Below are 20,481 nucleotides of genomic sequence, written 5' to 3' on the forward strand. Positions count from 1 at the left end.
CTGAGCCGATGGGCAGAGTCTGCTCTGCCCATCTGGGTTGGGCTTATTTCTTGTCGTCTTTCACTTCTTCGAACTCGGCGTCAACCACGTCGTCGTCAGCCTTGGCGGAAGAAGAGGACTGACCGGCCTCGGCACCGGCGCCTTGCGCCTGAGCCTGCTGCTGGGCAATCTCCATCAGCTTCTGGGACGCTTCCATCAGGGCCTGTTGCTTGGCTTCGATGGCAGCCTTGTCGTCACCCTTGATGGCGGCTTCCAGCTCGGACAATGCAGTCTCGATCTTGGTCTTGTCATCGCTTGGCAGGGCGTCACCGGCTTCAGTCACCTGCTTGCGTACCGAGTGGACCAGACCGTCAGCCTGGTTGCGGGTCTGCACCAGCTCTTCGAACTTCTTGTCTTCCGCCGCGTTGGCTTCCGCCTCGCGTACCATGCGTTCGATCTCGTCATCAGACAGACCAGAGGAGGCCTGGATGGTGATCTTCTGCTCCTTGTTGGTCTCCTTGTCTTTCGCAGAGACGTGCAGGATGCCGTTGGCGTCGATGTCGAAGGTCACTTCGATCTGCGGCAGACCGCGCGGTGCCGGACGGATGCCTTCCAGGTTGAACTGGCCCAGGGACTTGTTGTCGCTGGCGCGCTTGCGCTCACCCTGCAGCACGTGAATGGTCACGGCAGACTGGTTATCTTCGGCAGTGGAGAACACCTGGGACTTCTTGGTCGGAATGGTGGTGTTCTTCTCGATCAGCGCAGTCATCACGCTGCCCATGGTCTCGATACCCAGCGACAGCGGGGTCACGTCCAGCAGCAGTACGTCGGTCTTGTCACCGGACAGTACGGCACCCTGGATGGCGGCACCCATGGCCACGGCTTCGTCCGGGTTGACGTCTTTGCGCGGCTCTTTGCCAAAGAAGTCGGCAACGGTCTTCTGAACCAGCGGCATACGGGTCTGACCGCCCACCAGGATGACGTCGTCGATTTCGCCAACCGCCAGACCGGAGTCTTTCAGGGCGACACGGACCGGCTCCAGGGAGTCTTTCACCATGTCTTCCACCAGGGATTCCAGCTTGGCGCGGGTCACCTTGATGTTCATGTGCTTCGGACCTGTGGCATCTGCAGTGATGTACGGCAGGTTCACGTCGGTCTGCTGGGCGGAAGAGAGCTCGATCTTGGCTTTCTCGGCGGCATCTTTCAGACGCTGCAGAGCCAGCTGGTCGTTGCGCAGGTCGATGCCCTGCTCGCGCTTGAACTCGTCTACCAGATAGTTGATGACGCGGTTGTCGAAGTCTTCACCACCCAGGTGGGTGTTACCGTTGGTCGCCAGCACTTCGAAGGTGGTCTCACCTTCAACTTCATCGATCTCGATGATGGAGATATCGAAGGTACCACCGCCCAGGTCATACACGGCAACCTTGCGCTCGCCCTTGACCTTGTTCACGCCATAGGCGAAGGCCGCAGCAGTCGGTTCGTTGATGATGCGTTTTACATCCAGACCGGCGATGCGACCGGCATCCTTGGTGGCCTGACGCTGGGCGTCGTTGAAGTAGGCCGGTACTGTGATGACGGCTTCGGTCACCGGCTCGCCCAGGTAATCCTCGGCGGTCTTCTTCATCTTCTTCAGCACTTCGGCAGAGATCTGCGGCGGTGCCATCTTCTTGCCTTTGACTTCTACCCAGGCGTCACCGTTGTCAGCCTTGGCGATGGCGTACGGCATGATCTTCAGATCGCGCTGTACTTCTTCATCTTCGAAACGACGGCCAATCAGACGCTTGATGGCGAACAGCGTGTTTTTCGGGTTGGTGATGGCTTGGCGCTTGGCCGGCTGACCAACCAGGATTTCGCCGTCATCGGCATAGGCAATGATGGACGGAGTAGTACGGTCGCCTTCCGCGTTCTCGATCACGCGAGCATGGTCGCCATCCAGAATAGCAACGCAGGAGTTGGTAGTACCCAGGTCAATACCGATGATTTTACCCATTTGACGAATCTCCAAATACTTTGAATAAACTGGCGAGGGGCTCGCCTTAAATACGTTAACGGCTAGGTGGGGCCTGACACTGTGGCTTTCAAGCACCCGACATCAAATTCTTTCCGTGTCACTCAAGTTTCCATGCCACTGAAATCAGATGCCGCCGTGGCCTTGCCACCTATATGGGGTCTCAAGCCGACGCTTCAAGCCCTGACCTTAAAAAACCGCGCATTCTTGCCCCTTGGGCGCAAGAGTGCTTGCCAAATGACGCCAAAAAAACACCTTGATGGCGCCGCTACCAATAAAAAGCCCGCCGAGCGGCGGGCTCAGCACAGGGACGGAGCTCAGGCCGGGGCCTTGGAGACCATCACCATGGCCGGACGGATCACCCGACCGTTGAGTTCATAGCCCTTCTGCATCACGGCGATGACGGTGTTGGGCGCCAGTTCGGCGTTCTCTATCATGCTCATGGCCTGATGGGCGTTGGGGTCGAACGGCTGGTTCTGCGGATCCAGGGCGACCAGGCCAAACTTGGCCACCGAGCTCTGCATGGATTTGAGGGTCAGCTCGACCCCTTCGATCATCGGCTTGAGCGCCTCGCTCTCCTTGTCGGCGAGCTCGATGGCGCGCTCCAGGTTGTCCAGCACCGGCAGCAGCTCGGCGGCGAACTTCTCCAGCGCAAACTTGTGGGCCTTCTCCACGTCCTGGGCGGCACGACGACGCAGGTTTTCCATCTCGGCGACGGCACGCACGGCGCGCTCGCGCTCTTCCAGGGAGGCCTGCTGGGCCGCTTCCAGTTGGGCCTCCAGCTCGGCAATGCGGGCCTGCTCGGCTGTCACTTCACTGTCTACATCGGTCGGCTCGACTGGCTGGACTTCCACTTGCTCCATCGCTTCAACCTTTTGTTCTTCGTGGCTCATGACATCTCCAATATTCAGGGTTGCTTATGAGGGGCTGCTGACGTTCAGACAAGCGACACGCGTCAGCGGACCCTGTGTTGGCGCTATTATGGGGACGCAGCCTCGGCTTTCAAGGGGAAAAGGGCATATCTGGCACAATGCCTGCCGCCAGCCGGCCAGCTTGCCGCTTTTCGGGGCCGATTGTGCCAAGAGGCATGGAGACAGACAAATCCCCGGCAAAGCGCGGTATACTCCCCGCAAGACTTCCCCAGACCCGATAACCTATGGATTCTCCGTTCAAAACCGTTGCCCTCATCGGCAAGCCCCACCATGAAGGGGCCAACCAGACCCTCAGCGGCCTGTATCAATACCTGAGTACCCGCGGTTTTCGGGTGCTGCTGGAGAGCCGGGTCGCCCAGACCTTGGGGATCCTGGGTGACAACGTGATGGATCTGGTGCAGCTCGGCGAGCAGGCGGATCTCGCCATCGTCGTCGGCGGTGACGGCAACATGCTGGGGGCCGCCCGGGTGCTGTCCCGGTTCGATGTGGCGGTGATAGGGGTCAACCGGGGCAACCTCGGCTTTCTGACCGATCTCTCGCCCCAGGACTACCTGCTGCCCCTGGAGCAGGTGCTCTCAGGCCACTTCAAGAGCGAGCACCGCTTCCTGCTGGAGGCCGCCGTCTATCGCCACGGCGAGCGCAAGTCGAGCAACCTGGCGGTGAACGAGGCGGTGCTGCACCCGGGCAAGATAGCCCACATGATTGAGTTCGAGGTCTATATCGATGGCAGCTTCATGTACAGCCAGCGCTCGGACGGCATCATAGTGGCCACCCCCACCGGCTCCACCGCCTACTCGCTGTCGGCGGGGGGCGCCATCCTCACCCCCAAGCTCAACGCCATCACGCTGGTGCCCATGTTCCCGCACACCCTGAGCAGCCGTCCCATCGTGCTGGACGCGGACAGCGAGGTGCGGCTGCTGGTCTCGCCAGACAATCAGGATGACGCCATGCAGGTGAGCTGCGACGGTCAGGTGACCCTGGCAGTCCATCCGGGGGACGAGATCCTCATCAAGAAGAGCCAGCACAAGCTGCACCTGGTGCATCCGCTGGATTACAGCTACTTCCACGTGCTGCGCAACAAGCTCGGCTGGGGCAGCAAGCTGTTCTAGAAAGCGGGCCCGGGCGACGCTAGCCTGAAGGTGAGGGCCTAGCCCTCGCCGCCCTCAACCAGCCGAAGCGGTCCGGGTTCGAGCTGCAGATGCACGCCATTTCTCCCCGCTGCCTTGACCCTGTACATGGCCTCGTCGGCCTTCGTCAGCAAGTGCGCCAACCCTGTCTCTGCACAGGCGCAGACGCACCCTACACTGACCGTCACCCCCTCGCACGGCGGGCAGGCCCCCTGACGGGAGCCCGTCTCTATCTGGCGGCGGATCCGGTCGCAGATGTCATGGGCCATCTGGCCGTTCACCCCTCCCATGATAATGGCGAACTCCTCGCCACCTATGCGCCCCACCAGATCATCCTTGCGAGCCTCGGCCAGCAGCACCCTGGCCACGTAGCGGATCACCTCGTCACCGCAGCCGTGGCCAAATCGGTCATTGACGCTCTTGAAATGGTCTATGTCGAGCACCACCACGCAGCGCATCTGCCCCGGCTGCGCCCACTCCCCCAGCCTGAACAGGCCGCGCCGGTTGAGCACCCCGGTGAGGGGATCCCGCTCCGAGAGGGCCAGCAGTGCCTGCTCCGCCTCCACATAGGCCACCAGGGGCAACAGCAGTACCGAGCCTATGGTCAGCACCATGTGCATGAAGAAGATGCCATCGAGCAGCCCGTCTCCGTTGCCCATGCGGCTATCAGGCCCCAGCAAGAGCAGCAGCCCCTGGCTCAGCAGTATGGTGAAATGCAGCAGATAAATGGCAGCGACGGCATGGAGCACCCGCTTCTGGTGCCGGCTGAGGGAGACAATCAGGCAGGCGCACCAGAGGTAGACCACCGACTCCATCAGGGCCAGCACAATGCGCACCTCGAAGCGGCTAGACAGCCCCAGATAGGCAAGCAACAACAGGGCAACCCCTCCCCACAGAGTGCGGGGGCGCCAGGACAGACCATAGAGGGCATAAAAGCCGGCCAGCAACAGCAATATGCTCATGAGGGAGACCAGGCCACCGACCCTGATCCCCAGGGCCGGATGACCACTCCCTATTCCCAGACTGAGCAGCAGGATGGAGAGGGAGAAGAGGAAGGCCGACAGGGACCAGAACAGGAAGTTGCGCCGACCAGGCTTCAAAAAGTGGATGAACAACATGAGCAATGCCGACATCAGATTGATTGCCAGGGAGATCAACAGCAGGGTCGGGGTGTGGATCATCTAGACGCATCCTTGGTGTGAGGCACGGTGGCCTGCCCATTGAACCTGAGCCATGCCTGTCTCGAGTGTGTCTCAGCTACCCCGACGCCACAAGTTCACCGCCGCGACAAGACCCCATAAAGGTGAACGAATACAGGCTCATCGCGCGACTGCCCCCAGGCTCACATCCCCCATCGGATGCCATGGCGGCTCAGCGCCTCTCTCAGTGCCGCCCCCCCTCGCACAGCCCCTCATCCCCTTGCCCGGCAAAAAATCCCGTCACGCACACTTTACTGTATATAAGACCAGTATATACTGGATGCATACACAGTAATGTTGACCCATACAGGATGAGACCATGCTGACCCAGCTGACCGTCAACAACTTCGCCATCGTCAAGTTTCTCGAACTCGATCTGCAATCCGGCATGACCTGCATCACAGGGGAGACGGGGGCAGGCAAATCCATTGCCATCGACGCCCTCGGCCTCTGCCTCGGCGAGCGGGCCGAAGCCAGCATGGTGCGACCGGGCAGCGACAAGACGGAAGTCAGTGCCCGTTTCTTGCTGGACGGCAATCCCGCCGCCCGCGCCTGGCTTGCCACCAACGAGCTGGAGAACGACGGGGAGTGCATCGTTCGGCGGGTGCTCTCCGCCGAGGGCCGCTCGCGCAGCTACATCAACGGCGTCCCCGTCCCCCTGGTGCAGCTCAGGAGCCTGGGCCAGTTGCTGGTCAACGTTCACGGCCAGCACGCGCATCAGCTGTTGCTCAAACCCGACTATCAGCTCGCCCTGCTGGACGGCTATGCCGGTCATCACCTGCTGCTCGATGAAGTGCGCCAGCACTATCAGCAGTGGCGCCAGCTGCAGAACGAGCTCAACCGCCTCAAGGCCGAGCAGCAGCAGCGGGAGGCCCGTCGCCAGCTCATCGAGTATCAGGTGCAGGAGCTGGATGAGTTCGCCCTGCAACCCGGGGAGTTTGAAGCCATCGAAGAGGAGCACCAGCGTCTCGCCAACGGCACCGAACTGATGCAGGAGTGCGGCTATTGCCTCGACCTGCTCTATGACAACGAAGAGACCACCATCGCTGGCCTGCTGCAGGTGGCGGTGGACAGAGCCGAGACCCTGGTCGGCATGGACAGCCGCCTTGGCAATGTGCTCGGCATGCTGAATGAAGCCCTGATCGGTGTGCAGGAGAGCCACAGCGAGCTGCGCAGCTATCTGGATCTGCTGGAACTGGATCCCGAGCGTTTCAACGAGCTGGAGGCCCGCCTCTCCAAGGCGATCAACCTGGCCCGCAAGCACCACGTCAAACCCGCCGAGCTGGCCCAGTTCCACCAGGATCTGGCCAGCGATCTCGCCCGCCTCCACTCCGATGAGGAGCGGTTGGAGGGGATGGAGGATGAACTGGCCGAGGCCCGTCAGGCCTTTGTCCAGGCGGCAGAGGTGCTCAGCCAGAGCCGTCAGCGCTATGCCCTGGAGCTGGCCACCCAGGTGACCGCCAGCATGCACGAACTGGCGATGCCCGATGGCCGCTTCGCCATCGAGGTGCGCCCCGACGCCCAGAGCAGCCTCTCCCCCCTCGGCATAGACAGAGTGGAGTTCATGGTCACCACCAACCCCGGGCAGCCCATACAGCCGCTGGGCAAGGTGGCCTCCGGCGGCGAGCTGTCGCGCATCAGCCTCGCCCTGGTGGTGATCAGTGCCCGCAAGATCTCCACCCCCACCCTGATTTTCGACGAGGTGGACGTGGGGATCAGCGGCCCGACGGCAGCCGTGGTGGGCCGCCTGCTGCGTCAGCTCGGCGAATCCACCCAGGTGATGGTGGTCACTCACCTGCCCCAGGTGGCCGGCAAGGGTCACCAGCACATGGTGGTCAGCAAGCACACGGACGGCAAGACCACGGAGACCCAGATGCAGGCGCTCAACCAGGGGGCCCGCCTCAACGAGCTGGCCCGTCTGCTGGGGGGGGATCAGATCACCGACAACACCCTGGCCAATGCCCGCGAGCTGCTTGCCTCCTGAGGGTGGTGCGACAAGCCATCGACGCCGCTCGCCGCCTCTGGGGCGGCGAGCCATTCAGCCTTCGTCGACATGAGCGGGAGTGAGTCATCAACCTTCCGACGCCAGCCCTAAGCGCCATGTCATCCACCTTCATGGTGACCTGACCGGAAGGAGAGCCACCAAGCCACCGGTACGGGGGGTAGTGATCAACCTCCCCGGTTGCCCGCCCAACGCGGCACTGGCCCCCCTTGTACGATCTGCCCGAGGCGCCGAGTCATCGCCCCCGGCAATCTGCCAGGGGGGGCGGGCACCGGCACTCGCACAGGGCCACCCTATGCCTCTGCTGCCAGGCGCCAAGTGTCACCAAGGGCTTGGGTCGATGGCGTGCTCCCGGCACCTCCCCGAGCCCTCGGCGCCCCAAGCGAAGAGCGGCCGAATTTGCCCCCCTGGCCGCCAGACAGTAGAGTGGAACCGACTCGGGCCCCATGGCCCCCTCTGGCCCGGCGCCGCGACATGCGGCCGAGACCATCACCCGACATCAGGAACCACCTCATGCTTCATGTCTTTGGCCACAAGAATCCCGACAGCGACAGCATCTGCACCGCGCTGGTCACCGCCGACTGGCTCAACCGTCAGGGACGTCCCGCCCAGGCCTATGCGTTGGGTGAACCCATTGCCGAGACCCGCTTCATCCTGGAGACGGCGGGCGTGGCGGCCCCCCCCGGTTCTGACGGGCAGCGTCGCCAACAAGCCGGTCTTTCTGGTGGATTTCAGCGAACTGGAGCAGGGGCCGGAGGGACTGGCCGAGGCCGATGTGCAGGGCCTCATCGATCACCACCGCATCGGCACCCTCATCACCCGTGGCCCCCTCGATGCCTGGGTGAGGGCGGTCGGGTGCAGTGCCACTGTGCTGCTGGAGCTGATGGGCCATGACAATCTGTCCCGCGCCCAGGCCAGGTTGTTGCTGGGGGCCATCATCAGCGACACCTTCAACTTCACCTCCCCCACCACCACGGTAGAGGACAGGCTCGCGGTCGACCGGCTGCTGCCCATCGCCGATCTGGCCCTGGCCCCCTTTGCCCAGACCCTGCTGGAGCGGCGCACCCAGTTGGGCGATACCCCCCTGTGCGAGCTGCTCGTTGCCGACGAGAAGGCCTATCAGATAGCGGGCCATTCCCTCATGGTCAGCCAGATCTGCGTGATGGACCCGAGCCAGATCCACAGCCGGATGGAGGAGCTGCATCACGCCATGGCGCAGAGGCTGACCCTGGACTCGCTGGATGGCTATGTCTTGATGCTGACCGATCTGGCCAGGGGGAGCAGTGAACTCCACTTTGCCAGCAGGGGCATACTGCCAGCCGAGCCGGTTCACCTGGCGGGGGCCCTCAGCCGCAAGAAAGAGGGGCTTCCCTGGTTGACCCGACAGCTGTCATAAGCCCCCAGCCAGCCCCTGTCCCAGTGGCGGCCCGCCAACCGCCACCGGGATTCCCCCCTTCTACATAGGCTCCCTGCACCTTGGCTCGAAGCCGGGCGAGCAGCACGATCACCAGGCACAGCCAAGACAAACCCCACGGCTGTGCTACCCACGGACCATTTACCCATCTCATTCCTCCATCAAGGGGGCCATGGGCGGCATGTCTTCATTCTCCGTTCAACTACGTCTGTTATGCTGATGTAAACAAAGGTGATCTTGCGCGCCCTCACCGACAAAGGATGACGTCTGGCGCCCACAGACAGACAAGTGAGAACCATGCAATACAGGGCGGGATCACTGTGGTAGGGGACAGCTCCTTTGTCCCCGGTGACCCGCGCCATGCCAAGGAGAACTGCTGATGACCCACACCAACATAGTGCTGTTGCTGGAAGGCAAGGATTACGAGCAGGAGACGCTGGCCAAGGCGAGCCGCCTGGCACAGGGGCTGGGGTGCAATCTGACCCTGCTGCACCTGACGCACAGCAGCAAGGTGCGCCGCAATAGCCTGTCGCTGTCCGAGGAAGAGCGCAGTGTCCAGGGCACATTGGATGCCAAGGCCATCATCAGCGAACTCATCACCCTGCTGCCTCATCCGGTGGATTACCACTGCCTGGTGGTCGATGACGTGGTCAGGGATCTGGGCCAGTGGCTGAGCACCCACCCGGCTTCGCTCCTGCTGGTCGGCAGCCGCCACCACTGGATGGAGGGATCCTTGGCCCGCCTGCTCATCTACAAGCTGCCCGTCGATATCCAGATCTGCCACGAGCCCTATGCCGAGCAGCTCAAGGCGGTCGGCTGAGTACCCGGGAGCCCGCTCAACGAGCGGGCTCCCTGCATTTATCCCCTAGGTAGACCCCCCGGACCCTTGCACTGCCCCCAGCGGGTATCATGCCGGTCTCGCCTCCCCTTCTCCGGCGGTCACCCTGCCCCTTAATTGACAACTTCATCTACATGATTTCTTACACATTGCTCGCTTCTTTTTAAGTGCCATTTGCTGCAGGATATCGCCCTTGCACGCCTTCGCTCGTTTCGTTCAGGTGATAAATGAAGACTCTTCCAAAACCGGGCAAATATGCCCTGCTTGCCCTGGCACTGCTGGCCCTCGTGGTCTGGCTGGCCTGGCCCGGCAAGACCCCGGACCCCGTGCTGACCGCGACGGTGACCCGTCAGGATGTGGAGCAGACGGTGCTGGCCAGCGGTGTACTACAGGCCATAGAGCAGGTGGATGTGGGGGCCCAGGTCTCGGGTCAGGTCACCTATCTGGCGGTGGAAGCCGGGCAACAGGTCAAGCAGGGAGATCTGCTGGCAGAGATAGATCCCCTTATCGCCCAGAACAACCTCAAGACCGCGGAGGCCGAACTGGCCAGCCGCCGTGCCCAGCTCAAGATCAAGCAGGCCCAGCTCAAGCAGAACGAGTTGACCTGGCGCCGCCAGCAGCAGATGTTCCGGCAGGAGGCGAGCTCCCGAGCGGATCTTGAGAGCGCCGAAGCGCAGCTCGCCGTCACCCGGGCCGAACTGCAAAGCACCCAGGCCGATATAGACAACGCCCTGATCAAGGTGGAGCGTGCCAAGACGGAGCTCGGCTATAACCGCATCCAGGCCCCCATGGATGGCACCGTCGTCAGCATAGTGACCCGCCAGGGACAGACCCTGGCCGCCAGCCAGACAGTTCCGACCCTGCTCAAGCTCGCCAACCTCGATACCATGACGGTCAAGGCCCAGATCTCGGAGGCCGATGTCACCAAGGTCAGAGCCGGCATGCCGGTCTACTTCACCCTGATCGGAGACCCGGACCGCCGCTATCACGGCACCCTGCGCACGGTCGAGCTGGCCCCCACCAACATCAACGAGCAGAGCACCAACACCACGACCACCAGCAATGCCGCCATCTACTATTACGCCCTGTTCGATGTGCCCAACCCCGACCATCAGCTGAGGGTCGCCATGACGACCCAGGTCACCATAGTGCTGGGTGAACGCAAACAGGTATTGGCCATCCCCCAGACCGCCCTCGGCAAGAAGCTGGGGGAACACGAATATGAGGTTACCCTGCTCAAGGAGGACGGGCAGAAAGAGACCCGCCGCATCAAGACCGGCATGAAGGATGACATCAAGATAGAGGTGGTGAGCGGCCTGAACGAGCAGGACAAGGTCATCCTGGATCAGGGCAAGCCCGTCCAGCACGATGAGAGTGAGATGGCACCGTGAGCGAGCCCCTGATCCAGCTCAAGGGCATAGAGCGCCGCTATCAGAGCGGGGAGCACGAGGTGACCGTGCTGCACCCGCTGGATCTGGCCATAGCGGCGGGGGAGATGGTGGCCATCGTCGGTGCCTCCGGCTCTGGCAAGTCCACCCTGATGAACCTGCTGGGCTGCCTCGATCGTCCGAGCGGCGGCCAATACCTGTTTCGTGGTCAGGACACAGCCGGTCTGGATGCCCTGGCCCTGGCACGGCTGCGCTGCCACCACTTCGGCTTCATCTTCCAGCGCTACCACCTGCTGCCCCATCTGGATGCGGCCGCCAACGTGGAGATCCCCGCCATCTATGCCGGCACCTCCCGCCCCGAGCGCCAGATACGTGCCCGCACCCTGCTGACCCGCCTGGGTTTGAGCGATCGCAGCCACCACAGGCCGGGTCAGCTCTCCGGCGGCCAGCAGCAGCGGGTCAGCATAGCCCGGGCGCTGGCCAATGGCGGCGAGGTGATCCTGGCCGACGAGCCCACCGGCGCCCTCGACAGCCACAGCGGCAAGGAGGTGATGGCCATCCTGAAGGAGCTGCACGCCCAGGGTCACACCATCATTCTGGTGACCCACGACATGGCGGTGGCCAACCACGCCAATCGCATCATCACCCTGCGGGACGGGCGCGTGGTAGAGGATAGCGGTCAGCCGGCTGCCACCCCCCCCATCTCCCCGGATAAGGCCCACGGGGTGGAAGAGCGTCGGCAGATCCCCCAGGCCACCGTCGAACAGCTATCTTGCGCCCTCCCCCGGCCAGCCGCCGGGCAGAAAGCCCGCGAGCCGGCGCCGGACCTGCTCCCCACCGCCTCCGTCGACAGGCGCGGCAGCCAGGGCTGGGATCGCTACCGGGAGGCGGGTCGCATGGCCCTGCACGCCATGCTGGCCCACCGCATGCGCACCTTCCTCACCATGCTCGGCATCATCATCGGCATCGCCGCCGTGGTCAGCGTGGTGGCGCTGGGCCAGGGGGCCCGCGCCAAGGTGATCGACGACATTAACGCCATGGGCACCAATACCATCGACATCTTCCCCGGCAAGGACTGGGGCGACGAGAAGGCCGCCAGCATCCAGACCCTGAACGAGCGGGATCTCGACGCCCTGCTCGGCCAGCCCTATCTGGAGGGGGCCAGCCCCCAGATCGCCACCTCGGGCCAGTTGCGCTATCGCAACAAGACCAGCAGCGGCAGCGTGGTGGGGGTCGGCAGCGACTTTTTCCGGGTCAAGGGGATGACCCTCACCCAGGGCCGCCTGCTCGATGAGCGGGACATCCGCAGCCGGACCGCGGTGGCCGTGGTGGATGGCAAGACCATCACCAGCCTGCTCGGCAAGACGGACCCCGTCGGCCAGGTGGTACTGGTCGGCACCCTGCCGGTGCGCATCGTCGGCGTGGTGGCCCAGGAGACCGGCTTTGGTCCCAGCAGCCAGTCGGTCAATGTCTGGCTGCCTTACAGCGCCGTGATGAGCCGCCTCATCTCCCAGAACCACTTCAGCCAGATCACCATCAGGGTCAAGGACGGGGTCCAGCCCGCGCTGGCCGAGCAGGCCGCCGTGGCGCTCTTGACCCAGCGCCACGGGGTGAAGGATTTCTTCACCTTCAGCAGCGACAGCATCGTCAAGTCGGTGGAGAAGACCACGGCGACACTGACGCTGCTGGTCTCCGCCATCGCGGTGATCTCCCTCATCGTCGGCGGGGTCGGGGTGATGAACATCATGCTGGTGTCTGTGGTGGAGCGCACCCGGGAGATAGGGATCCGCATCGCAGTCGGCGCCCGTCAGTCCGACATCCTGCAGCAGTTTCTGATCGAGGCTGTGATGGTCAGCCTGCTGGGGGGCCTGCTCGGCATCGGCCTGGCCATCTTCATCGGTTTTATCTTCTCCCTGCTCGTGGAGAGCTTCCAGATGCGCTTCTCGCTCTTCTCCATCCTGATGGCCTTCGGTTGCTCCTCGCTCATCGGGATCCTGTTTGGTTACCTGCCCGCCCGCAATGCGGCCCGGCTCGATCCGGTCGAGGCACTGGCGAGGGAATGATGATGCACAACTTATCCGGCCAGAGGCTGCGCCTCTGGTCAAAAACGGCGCTCAGCCTGGTGTTCACCGCCGTCCTCGGTGCCTGCAGCCAGCAGAGCACCTACCACAGGCCCGAACTGGACGTGGCGCCAGCGTGGCAGCAGGACGCCCGGGATCTTGGCGGCCAGCAGGCCGGGCTCTGGTGGCAGGGGTTCCGGGATCCCGCCCTCGACCAGCTGGTCGATGAGGTGCTCGCGGCCAACCCGGACATGCAGGTCGCGGGGCTCAGGCTCAAGAGCGCCCTGCTCGGCGCCGATCTCGCCGACACCAACCTCACCCCTTCGGTCAACGCCAGCCTGGGGGCGAGCGGCAACAAGAACATGAAGGATGGCAGCGCCAGCAGCAACCTGGGCCCCTCCTTCAACCTGAGCTATGAGGTGGATCTCTGGGGCCGGCTCGCCTCGGTGCGGGATCAGGCGCAGTGGGAGGCAGAGGCTAGTGAGCAGGATCGCGCCGCCACCCGCCTGATGCTGGTAGGCAAGACCCTGGAACAATACTGGCAGCTGGCGTATCTCGGCTCGGCTATCGCCCTGGGCGAGCGCCAGCTGGCCAACTACGAGCGGATAGAGCGGCTGACCCGGGCAAAATATGACGCCGGGGCCGTCACCCGCCTCGATCTGGTACAGGCCAGCCAGCAGAAAGCCGGCAAGCAGGCGGAGCTCGCCTCTCTCACCCTGCAACGGGAACAGGCCGGCAACGCCCTGCGCCTGCTGCTCGGCCGCAGCAGCGGCCCGCTGGAATTTGCCCCGACTTCCCTCGCCATGGGCTCCATTCCTACGCTGGCGGTCGGCATCCCCGCCGATGTGCTGAGCAGGCGCCCAGACGTGCGGGCAGCCGAGCTGCGCCTTCGCAAGACGCTGGCCAGAGGGGACGAGATCCGCACCGGCTTCTACCCCACCCTCAGCCTCACCGGCGGCGCCAGCACCACCTCGGACACCCTGACCCAGGTGCTGCAGAACCCGGTGGGAACCCTGGGTGCGACCCTGGCGCTCCCCTTCCTCGAGTACAACAAGACCCGGCTCTCCATCGCGAGCTCCGAGATTGACTATCAGATAGCCGAGACCGAGTTTCGCAAGCAGCTCTATACGGCCCTGCTGGAGGTGGAAGATGGCCTGGCCGCTCGCCAGCAGGGGGAGCAGCGGCTGCGTTATCTCGAGCAGCAGCTGGCCTATACCAAAGAGGCCGAGCGGCTGGCGGGTGCCCGCTTCCTGGCGGGCGCCACCGGGGTTCAGCCCTGGCTGGACGAGCAGAATCGACTGTGGGATGCCGAGCTCGGCGTGCTGGCCCAGCAACAGAGCCAGCTCAAGACCATGGCCGGGATCTACCGGGCGCTGGGAGGGAGCGATCGGAGCTAGAGCCCGGTCAGCCCCCAGGGCGGCCGGCATGACCTCCCTGCTGGCCGCCCTTGTATCCTCTCCATAACAAAGCAATTGATAATAGTTTTCATTTAATGAAAAATGAGCGCTCTCGTCTGTCAGGAGTACTCAAATGTCACAGCCCGCCCCGGTCAATCGCCCTCGCCTGCTCACCGTCAAGCATGTTCACGATGTGAGTCCACATCTGCGCCGAGTCTGCCTGACCAGCCCTGAACTGGCGGATTACCCCTTCAGCTGTGGCGGTGCCCATATCAAGATCATGCTGCCCCGGCCGGGCCAGAGCGAGATAGTGTTGCCAACCCCGACCCCCAAGGGTCCCCGTTGGGAGGATCCGAGCCAGAAGCCCATACTGCGCACCTTCACCATCCGTGCCTTCCGCCGCGAGGCCCTGGAGATCGACATCGACTTCGCCCTGCACGGCGACATCGGCCCCGCCAGCCGCTTCGCCCTCCATGCCAAGCCGGGGGACAGGCTCGCCATCTCGGGCCCGGGCGGTCCGGACCCCATGTTGCAGCTGGCCGCTCACTACTACATGGCCGGCGATCTCACCTCCCTGCCCGCCATCAGCGCCATGGCCGAGGTGATGCCGGCAGAGGCCAGGGGCCATATCGCCCTGCTGGTGCCCCATCAGGAAGATGTGCAGGATCTGTCGCTGCCCGAAGGGGTCAGCCTGCGCTGGTTTGTCGGCACGCCGGACCAGACCGGCCCCCTGGTGGAGTACTTCACCGCCCTGCCCATGGCCGCCGAGGAGAGCTATTTCTGGTTCGGGGGGGAAGAGGGTCTGGTGGTGCCCCTGCGTCGTCATGTCAGGCGAACTCTGGACACCGATCGCCAGCGGGTCTACGCAGTGCCTTACTGGCGCAGCGGCAAGGATGAAGACGCCTACCATCAGGATCGCCATGTCGTGATGGATAGCTGATAACACCCTGTATTCCTTACTCTTATCAGGCCTTCTCCCGCTCGGGAGCGGGCCTGGTTGCCATGCTTCCCTCCCTTTTTTACGGCCCGCCCCCCATCTTTGGTGATCCTCTCGGTAGTGCTTGCATTTGAGACGAACAGCAAGATAATGATAATCACTCTCAACAAAGATGCTGTGTGCCGGGCGCAGATCCCAGATCCAGACACCCGAACGCTCCGGACACCTCGTCGACCCCATTTGCACTGCAAGGTAACCCCAGATGGCTGTTTTGAATTCGGTAATGCGCGCCTTCGCGGTGGAGGCGCTCCCCACCCCTGCCGACCTGTTGGCACAGCATCCCTGCCCGGTCGATATGGCGCAGCACATTGACCACCACCGCCACCAGGTGCGCCAGATCCTGAGCGGGTCAGACGATCGTCTGTTGGTGGTGATAGGCCCCTGCTCCATCCATGATCCCGTCGCCGCCCTCGACTATGCCAAGAGGCTGGCACGGCTCGCCATCGAGTATCAGGAGAGCCTGCAGATAGTGATGCGCACCTATTTCGAGAAACCGCGCACCACAGTCGGCTGGAAGGGGCTGGTCTTCGACCCTCATCTCGATGGCAGCAACGACATCGTTCACGGGCTCCACCTGGCCCGTCAGCTGCTGCTCGACATCAACCGGCTGGGGCTGGCCACCGCCACCGAGTTTCTCGATACCACCAGCTTCCTCTATCTGGCGGATCTCGTCAGTTGGGGGGCCATCGGTGCCCGCACCACCGAATCCCAGGTACACAGGCAACTGGCCTCGGCCCTGCCCTGCCCGGTCGGCTTCAAGAACGGCACCGACGGCAACATCCGGGTGGCCATCGACGCCATCCTGGCCAGCGAGGCCTCCCATCTGTTCACCGCCCCTGGCAGCCAGGGGGGCATGGTGGTGATCAGGAGCGAAGGCAATCCGGGCGGCCACATCATACTGCGCGGCGGCACCCTGCCGAACTATCACCAGAGCGACGTGATGGACGCGGCCGAACGCCTGGCGCGCCAGGGGCTCAACCCTCGGCTGATGGTGGATTGCAGCCACGGCAACAGCCAGAAGCTGCACCAGAACCAGCTCCTGGTCGCCGGGGAGCTCTGCCGCCAGTTGCGGGGCGGGAGCACGGCCGTTGCCGCCGTCATGGTCGAGAGCTTCTTGCAAGGGGGCAGCCAGAAGCCGGCGCCACTGAGTGAGCTGCAATATGGCTTGTCGGTCACCGATGCCTGCCTTTGCTGGGAAGAGAGTGAGAGCCTGCTGGCCATGCTGGCCGATGGGGTCATGGCGCGCCGTCAATTTGCAAACGGTCGCGCCATTCCCTTTCACCGCGATCTCGGCCAACCGGTCAGCTGACCTATTTCCTATTTAATCGCAGCGGGGTCGCCAGACCCCTATTCAATCCCTATACCGATAAATGACTTTCACATATTGTCTGGACAGGGGTGTCAAATAGGGCAGTGATGGCGAAAGAGAAATAGTGCGAGAGGGACAAGCACTTCCCCATTGATAGGAAGATGGGCGGCTAGGCAAAGCGGGAGGCATGCCCGCAAATCCACCTATTTCATCCCACTGCTTTCATCCCACTGCGACGGGCCATTATTTGTCATCTTGTGTCATCAGAGATAACAAACGGGCTGTATGAGTCCTCATTGTGTCGCAGGCGAGACACGACAGCGATTGGCTTACCGCCAATGGATACTTTTTATTGGCCCATGATGGTCATGGCTATTGTGGACAGGCGACCCTATTTAGGTGGCTTCTTCGATGGGCAATAGATAGACAGGATCCTGAAAATAATAATGCCGCCTCTTGGGCGGCATTATTGACGACGCTATCCTGGCAATCAGATCAGGAAGTCGTTCAGATCCTTGCCCAGCGCAACTTGCTCGGCAATGGCTTTGGGCATGCGGCCCTGGCCGGTCCAGGTCTTCTCCTGGCCATCTTCCTGATACTTGTATTTGGCAGGACGCGGAGCACGCTTGCTCTTGGTCGCGCCAGCAGCGGCCGGAGCGGCCACGCTGCCGATCAGCTCGCGCGGATCGATGCCGGCCTGTTGCAGCATCTCGGTAAACTCGCTCAGCTTGCGCTGACGCTCTTCCTGCTCGGCCCGCTCTTGCTCTACGGACTCGGCACGCTCGTTATATACCAGATCAAACTTTTCTTTCGCTTCTTGCAGTTGCTCAAACGGCAGTTCACGAATGGCAGCACGCAAGCTGCGAATGTTCAGCAGAACCTTCAGAAACTCGTTCATTACTTCCTCACAGAATTATTTTTGTATGTCACAGGGATTACACATTCTGAGAATAGCATGTCTGCTCGATAACAACATAATGATTTTATAGTGCCGGAGCAATTCCTGGCACCTGGATGTCATTATTCCCTGTGGTTAATTCACGCCGTCACTCTTATCAGATAGTCCACTCAACAGACATTATTTCTTCAACACAGCTTAATCGGTGCCAGTTTCCCAAAGTATTCATCAGCCAGATAAAAGAGGTGCCATCCAAGCACCGCCATGTATATATCCCACCCCATTTCGCCATCAACACAGCTCGGTGTTCCATGTACAAATATTGGCCGCACCATCCGGGCGTCGGATGAAAAAGCACCATAGCCAAACCGTGCAGCGCCATGCATCAAGGGCCCTCTTCTCCCTGGCTCAGCCAATTTCCTTTGCCTGGGCGCTTATCCATTCGATGAATGCCTGGATCTTGGGGCATTGGCGATGGGGGAGCGTGACCATGTAGTAACGTTGATTGCAGCGAACCGCCTTGCCCGGGAAAGGCTCCACCAGTTCGTTGCGCTCCAGCCGCTGGCGCACCAGGTTCTTGCGGCCCATGGCCACGCCGGCGTGATTCATGGCGGCGATGATGGCGAGATCGGAACGATCGAAGCCCATGCTCGACTGGCAGCCATCAAGGGAGACATCCGCCTGGCGAGCCCAGCTGCACCACTCGTCGGTGTCGGAGTCATATCCCCAGGCCTGTCTGTCGTGCAACAGGCGACAGTGGCTCAAATTATCCGGGTTATTCAGCAACTGGTGCCGCTCGGCATATTCGGGGCTGCACACTGGCACCATGTATTCATCCATCAGCGGGTGGATGGCGAGCCGCTCCGGCACCTTGTCATCGAAATAGATCGTCAGATCGATGCCATAGCCGTGCAGATTGACGTTCTCGTTGCCTGTCATGATGTTGAGATCGATCTGGGGATGCAGGCGAGAAAAATCCGCGAGCCGCGGCACCAGCCAGCACTGGGCGATGGAGGGACGGGAGTAGACGGTCAGGGAACCGGACAGCTCCTGATTCTTGATCTCCAGGATCTCCTGGTTGATGAACTCAAGCGATGACTTGAGCGCCCAGAACACCCGCTGCCCCTCCGTCGTCAGCACCACCTTGCGATGAAAGCGCTGGAACAGCTTGAAGCCGAGCTCCTCTTCCAGGACGCTGATCCTGTGGCTAACCGCACTCGGGCTGAGTGCCAGCTCATCCGCCGCCAGGGCAAACGAGCAATGGCGGGCCGCCGCCTCGAAGGTGTGCAGCTTGGCGAGCTGATAGCCGCTGAGCAGCTTGTTTCTCGATACATAGTTGTCTTCGGTATACATCCGCCTTCCCCGTCACAGGCTCAACATCGTCGCCATGATATCCCGGACGACTCGATTTAAGATGACGTAACCGAACCCAAGTCACATAAATACGGCTAAATGTGATGAATGTGGCACCTTTGCATCAACTCAGCTCATCCAAGAGGCCATTTTCATCATTTGTCAGCTCGTCGCCCTTCCCGTTCAATAGGCCCATCATTTATCTCTAATCATCCTTGTCGAGGCGCAGTATGAATTCTGAAGTGTGGGTCGTCGGTACCTTGCTGACTAGCATCATTCTGATTGTCGTCACCATAGTGAAGGGCAAGGTACATCCTTTCCTCGCCTTGCTGCTGGCGAGCTTCTATGTGGGCACCATGATGGGAATGAACCCCGTCAAGATGGTCAATGCCATGGAAGAGGGCATAGGCGGCACCCTGGGCTTTCTCGCCGCCGTCATCGGCCTTGGTACCATACTCGGCAAGATGATGGAGGTGTCGGGGGCAGCGGAGCGCATCGGCCTCGCCCTGCAGAAGTGCCGCTGGCTTTCGCCCCAGGTGATCATGGTGCTGGTCGGTCTGGTGTGCGGCATCACGCTGTTTGTCGAGGTCGGAGTGGTGCTGCTCATTCCGCTGGCCTTCTCCATCGCCCGCAAGACCAGAACCTCGCTGCTGACCCTGGCCATTCCGCTCTGTACCGCCCTGATGGCCGTGCACTGCATAGTGCCGCCCCACCCGGCCGCCCTCTATGTCACCAACCAGCTGGGTGCCGATGTGGGATCCGTCATCGTCTATGGCCTCGCGGTCGGACTCTTTGCCTCCCTGGTAGGCGGCCCGCTGTTCCTCAAAATGCTGGGCAAACGGGTGCCATTCAAGGAGGTACCCGCCGCCTTTGCCGACATCCAGGCCCGCGATGAGGCAAGCCTCCCTACCTTGAGTGCCTCCCTCTTCACCGTGCTGCTGCCCATCTTGTTGATGCTGGCCAAGACGGTGGCCGAGCTCAACATGGATCACGCAAGCCACCTCTATACCGTGCTGGAGTTTATCGGCAACCCCATCACCGCCATGTTCATCGCCGCCTTCACCGCCTATTACGTGCTGGGGATCCGTCAGCGTATGAAGATGGAAGGGCTGCTGGACCAGACAGAGCAGTGCTTCTCCTCCATTGCCAACATCTTGCTGATCATCGGCGCGGGTGGCGCCTTCAACGGCGTACTCAAGGCCAGCGGCCTGGGGGACAGCCTGGCGACCATCCTCTCCCAGCTGGACATGCACCCCATACTGCTGGCCTGGCTGGTCGCCATCATATTGCACGCCGCCGTGGGCTCGGCCACCGTCGCCATGATGGGGGCCACCGCCATCGTCTCCCCCATCATGGTGCACTACCCCGAGATAAGCCCCGAGATCATGACGCTCGCCATCGGCTCAGGCGCCATCGGCTGCACCATGGTGACAGACTCCCTGTTCTGGCTGGTCAAACAGTATTGCGGTGCCACCCTGAACGAAACGCTCAAGTACTACACCAGTGCCACCTTTGTCGCCTCCCTGATAGCGCTGGCCGGTACCTTCCTGCTCTCCTATATCGTGTAACAAGACCGAGAC

General features: G+C 62.1%; 14 protein-coding genes and 1 pseudogene. 10 read left to right on the forward strand and 5 right to left on the reverse strand.

Annotated elements, in window-relative coordinates:
• Positions 1–43 precede the first annotated feature (43 nt).
• The gene (gene dnaK, locus KW824_RS06605; RefSeq protein ID WP_041205360.1) at positions 44–1,969 is read right to left on the reverse strand and encodes a molecular chaperone DnaK; all 1,926 of its coding nucleotides are present in this window, start codon (positions 1,967–1,969) and stop codon (positions 44–46) included.
• Positions 1,970–2,304: 335 nt separating this feature from the next.
• The gene (gene grpE, locus KW824_RS06610) at positions 2,305–2,880 is read right to left on the reverse strand and encodes a nucleotide exchange factor GrpE (protein ID WP_025327678.1); all 576 of its coding nucleotides are present in this window, start codon (positions 2,878–2,880) and stop codon (positions 2,305–2,307) included.
• 263 nt (positions 2,881–3,143) lie between these two features.
• Between grpE and nadK the strand changes: the two genes are divergently transcribed.
• Positions 3,144–4,028, forward strand: a complete 885-nt coding sequence (nadK, locus tag KW824_RS06615; RefSeq protein WP_005332581.1) for an NAD(+) kinase — start codon at positions 3,144–3,146, stop codon at positions 4,026–4,028.
• A 38-nt stretch (positions 4,029–4,066) separates the two neighbouring features.
• On the opposite strand, the gene KW824_RS06620 is transcribed toward nadK, so the two are convergent.
• Positions 4,067–5,227 (reverse strand): GGDEF domain-containing protein, encoded by a 1,161-nt coding sequence (locus tag KW824_RS06620; protein WP_218409331.1) that lies wholly within the window; start codon positions 5,225–5,227, stop codon positions 4,067–4,069.
• Between the two features lie 337 nt (positions 5,228–5,564).
• On the opposite strand from KW824_RS06620, the gene recN reads away from it, so the two are divergent.
• The 8 genes and pseudogenes from recN to KW824_RS06660 all read left to right on the forward strand — a co-directional run bounded on the left by recN (position 5,565) and on the right by KW824_RS06660 (position 16,650).
• On the forward strand, positions 5,565–7,229 hold the full coding sequence (gene recN, locus KW824_RS06625) for a DNA repair protein RecN (RefSeq protein ID WP_218409332.1): 1,665 nt from the start codon (positions 5,565–5,567) through the stop codon (positions 7,227–7,229).
• Positions 7,230–7,760: 531 nt separating this feature from the next.
• Positions 7,761–8,643 (forward strand): annotated as a pseudogene (locus KW824_RS06630) (DHHA2 domain-containing protein).
• A gap of 397 nt (positions 8,644–9,040) precedes the next feature.
• Positions 9,041–9,481, forward strand: coding sequence for a universal stress protein (locus KW824_RS06635; RefSeq protein WP_218409333.1), 441 nt, complete (start codon positions 9,041–9,043; stop codon positions 9,479–9,481).
• Between the two features lie 245 nt (positions 9,482–9,726).
• Positions 9,727–10,890: a macrolide transporter subunit MacA gene (gene macA / locus KW824_RS06640; RefSeq protein WP_218409334.1), complete on the forward strand. Its 1,164-nt coding sequence runs from the start codon at positions 9,727–9,729 to the stop codon at positions 10,888–10,890.
• Positions 10,887–12,950, forward strand: a complete 2,064-nt coding sequence (locus tag KW824_RS06645; RefSeq protein WP_218409335.1) for a MacB family efflux pump subunit — start codon at positions 10,887–10,889, stop codon at positions 12,948–12,950. Before macA ends, KW824_RS06645 begins: the two co-directional genes overlap by 4 nt.
• Positions 12,947–14,344 carry an efflux transporter outer membrane subunit gene (locus tag KW824_RS06650; protein ID WP_371316599.1) on the forward strand — a complete coding sequence of 466 codons (1,398 nt, stop codon included), beginning with the start codon at positions 12,947–12,949 and terminating at the stop codon, positions 14,342–14,344. The genes KW824_RS06645 and KW824_RS06650 overlap by 4 nt, the downstream gene beginning before the upstream one ends.
• Before the next feature lie 133 nt (positions 14,345–14,477).
• Positions 14,478–15,284: a siderophore-interacting protein gene (locus KW824_RS06655; RefSeq protein WP_218409336.1), complete on the forward strand. Its 807-nt coding sequence runs from the start codon at positions 14,478–14,480 to the stop codon at positions 15,282–15,284.
• Positions 15,285–15,543: 259 nt separating this feature from the next.
• Positions 15,544–16,650, forward strand: a complete 1,107-nt coding sequence (locus KW824_RS06660; RefSeq protein WP_218409337.1) for a 3-deoxy-7-phosphoheptulonate synthase — start codon at positions 15,544–15,546, stop codon at positions 16,648–16,650.
• A gap of 490 nt (positions 16,651–17,140) precedes the next feature.
• Here the strand turns inward: KW824_RS06660 and KW824_RS06665 are convergent, their stop codons facing one another.
• A complete protein-coding gene (locus tag KW824_RS06665) occupies positions 17,141–17,548 on the reverse strand; it encodes an H-NS family nucleoid-associated regulatory protein (RefSeq protein WP_005332615.1) in 408 nt (135 codons plus the stop codon).
• A 408-nt stretch (positions 17,549–17,956) separates the two neighbouring features.
• Positions 17,957–18,901 (reverse strand): DNA-binding transcriptional regulator DsdC, encoded by a 945-nt coding sequence (gene dsdC / locus KW824_RS06670; protein ID WP_218409338.1) that lies wholly within the window; start codon positions 18,899–18,901, stop codon positions 17,957–17,959.
• 230 nt (positions 18,902–19,131) lie between these two features.
• On the opposite strand from dsdC, the gene dsdX reads away from it, so the two are divergent.
• Positions 19,132–20,469 carry a D-serine transporter DsdX gene (gene dsdX, locus KW824_RS06675; protein ID WP_218409339.1) on the forward strand — a complete coding sequence of 446 codons (1,338 nt, stop codon included), beginning with the start codon at positions 19,132–19,134 and terminating at the stop codon, positions 20,467–20,469.
• Positions 20,470–20,481 lie beyond the last annotated feature (12 nt).

Origin of the sequence: Aeromonas sp. sif0611, from assembly GCF_019218845.1 — a bacterium.
Lineage (GTDB): Bacteria > Pseudomonadota > Gammaproteobacteria > Enterobacterales > Aeromonadaceae > Aeromonas > Aeromonas media.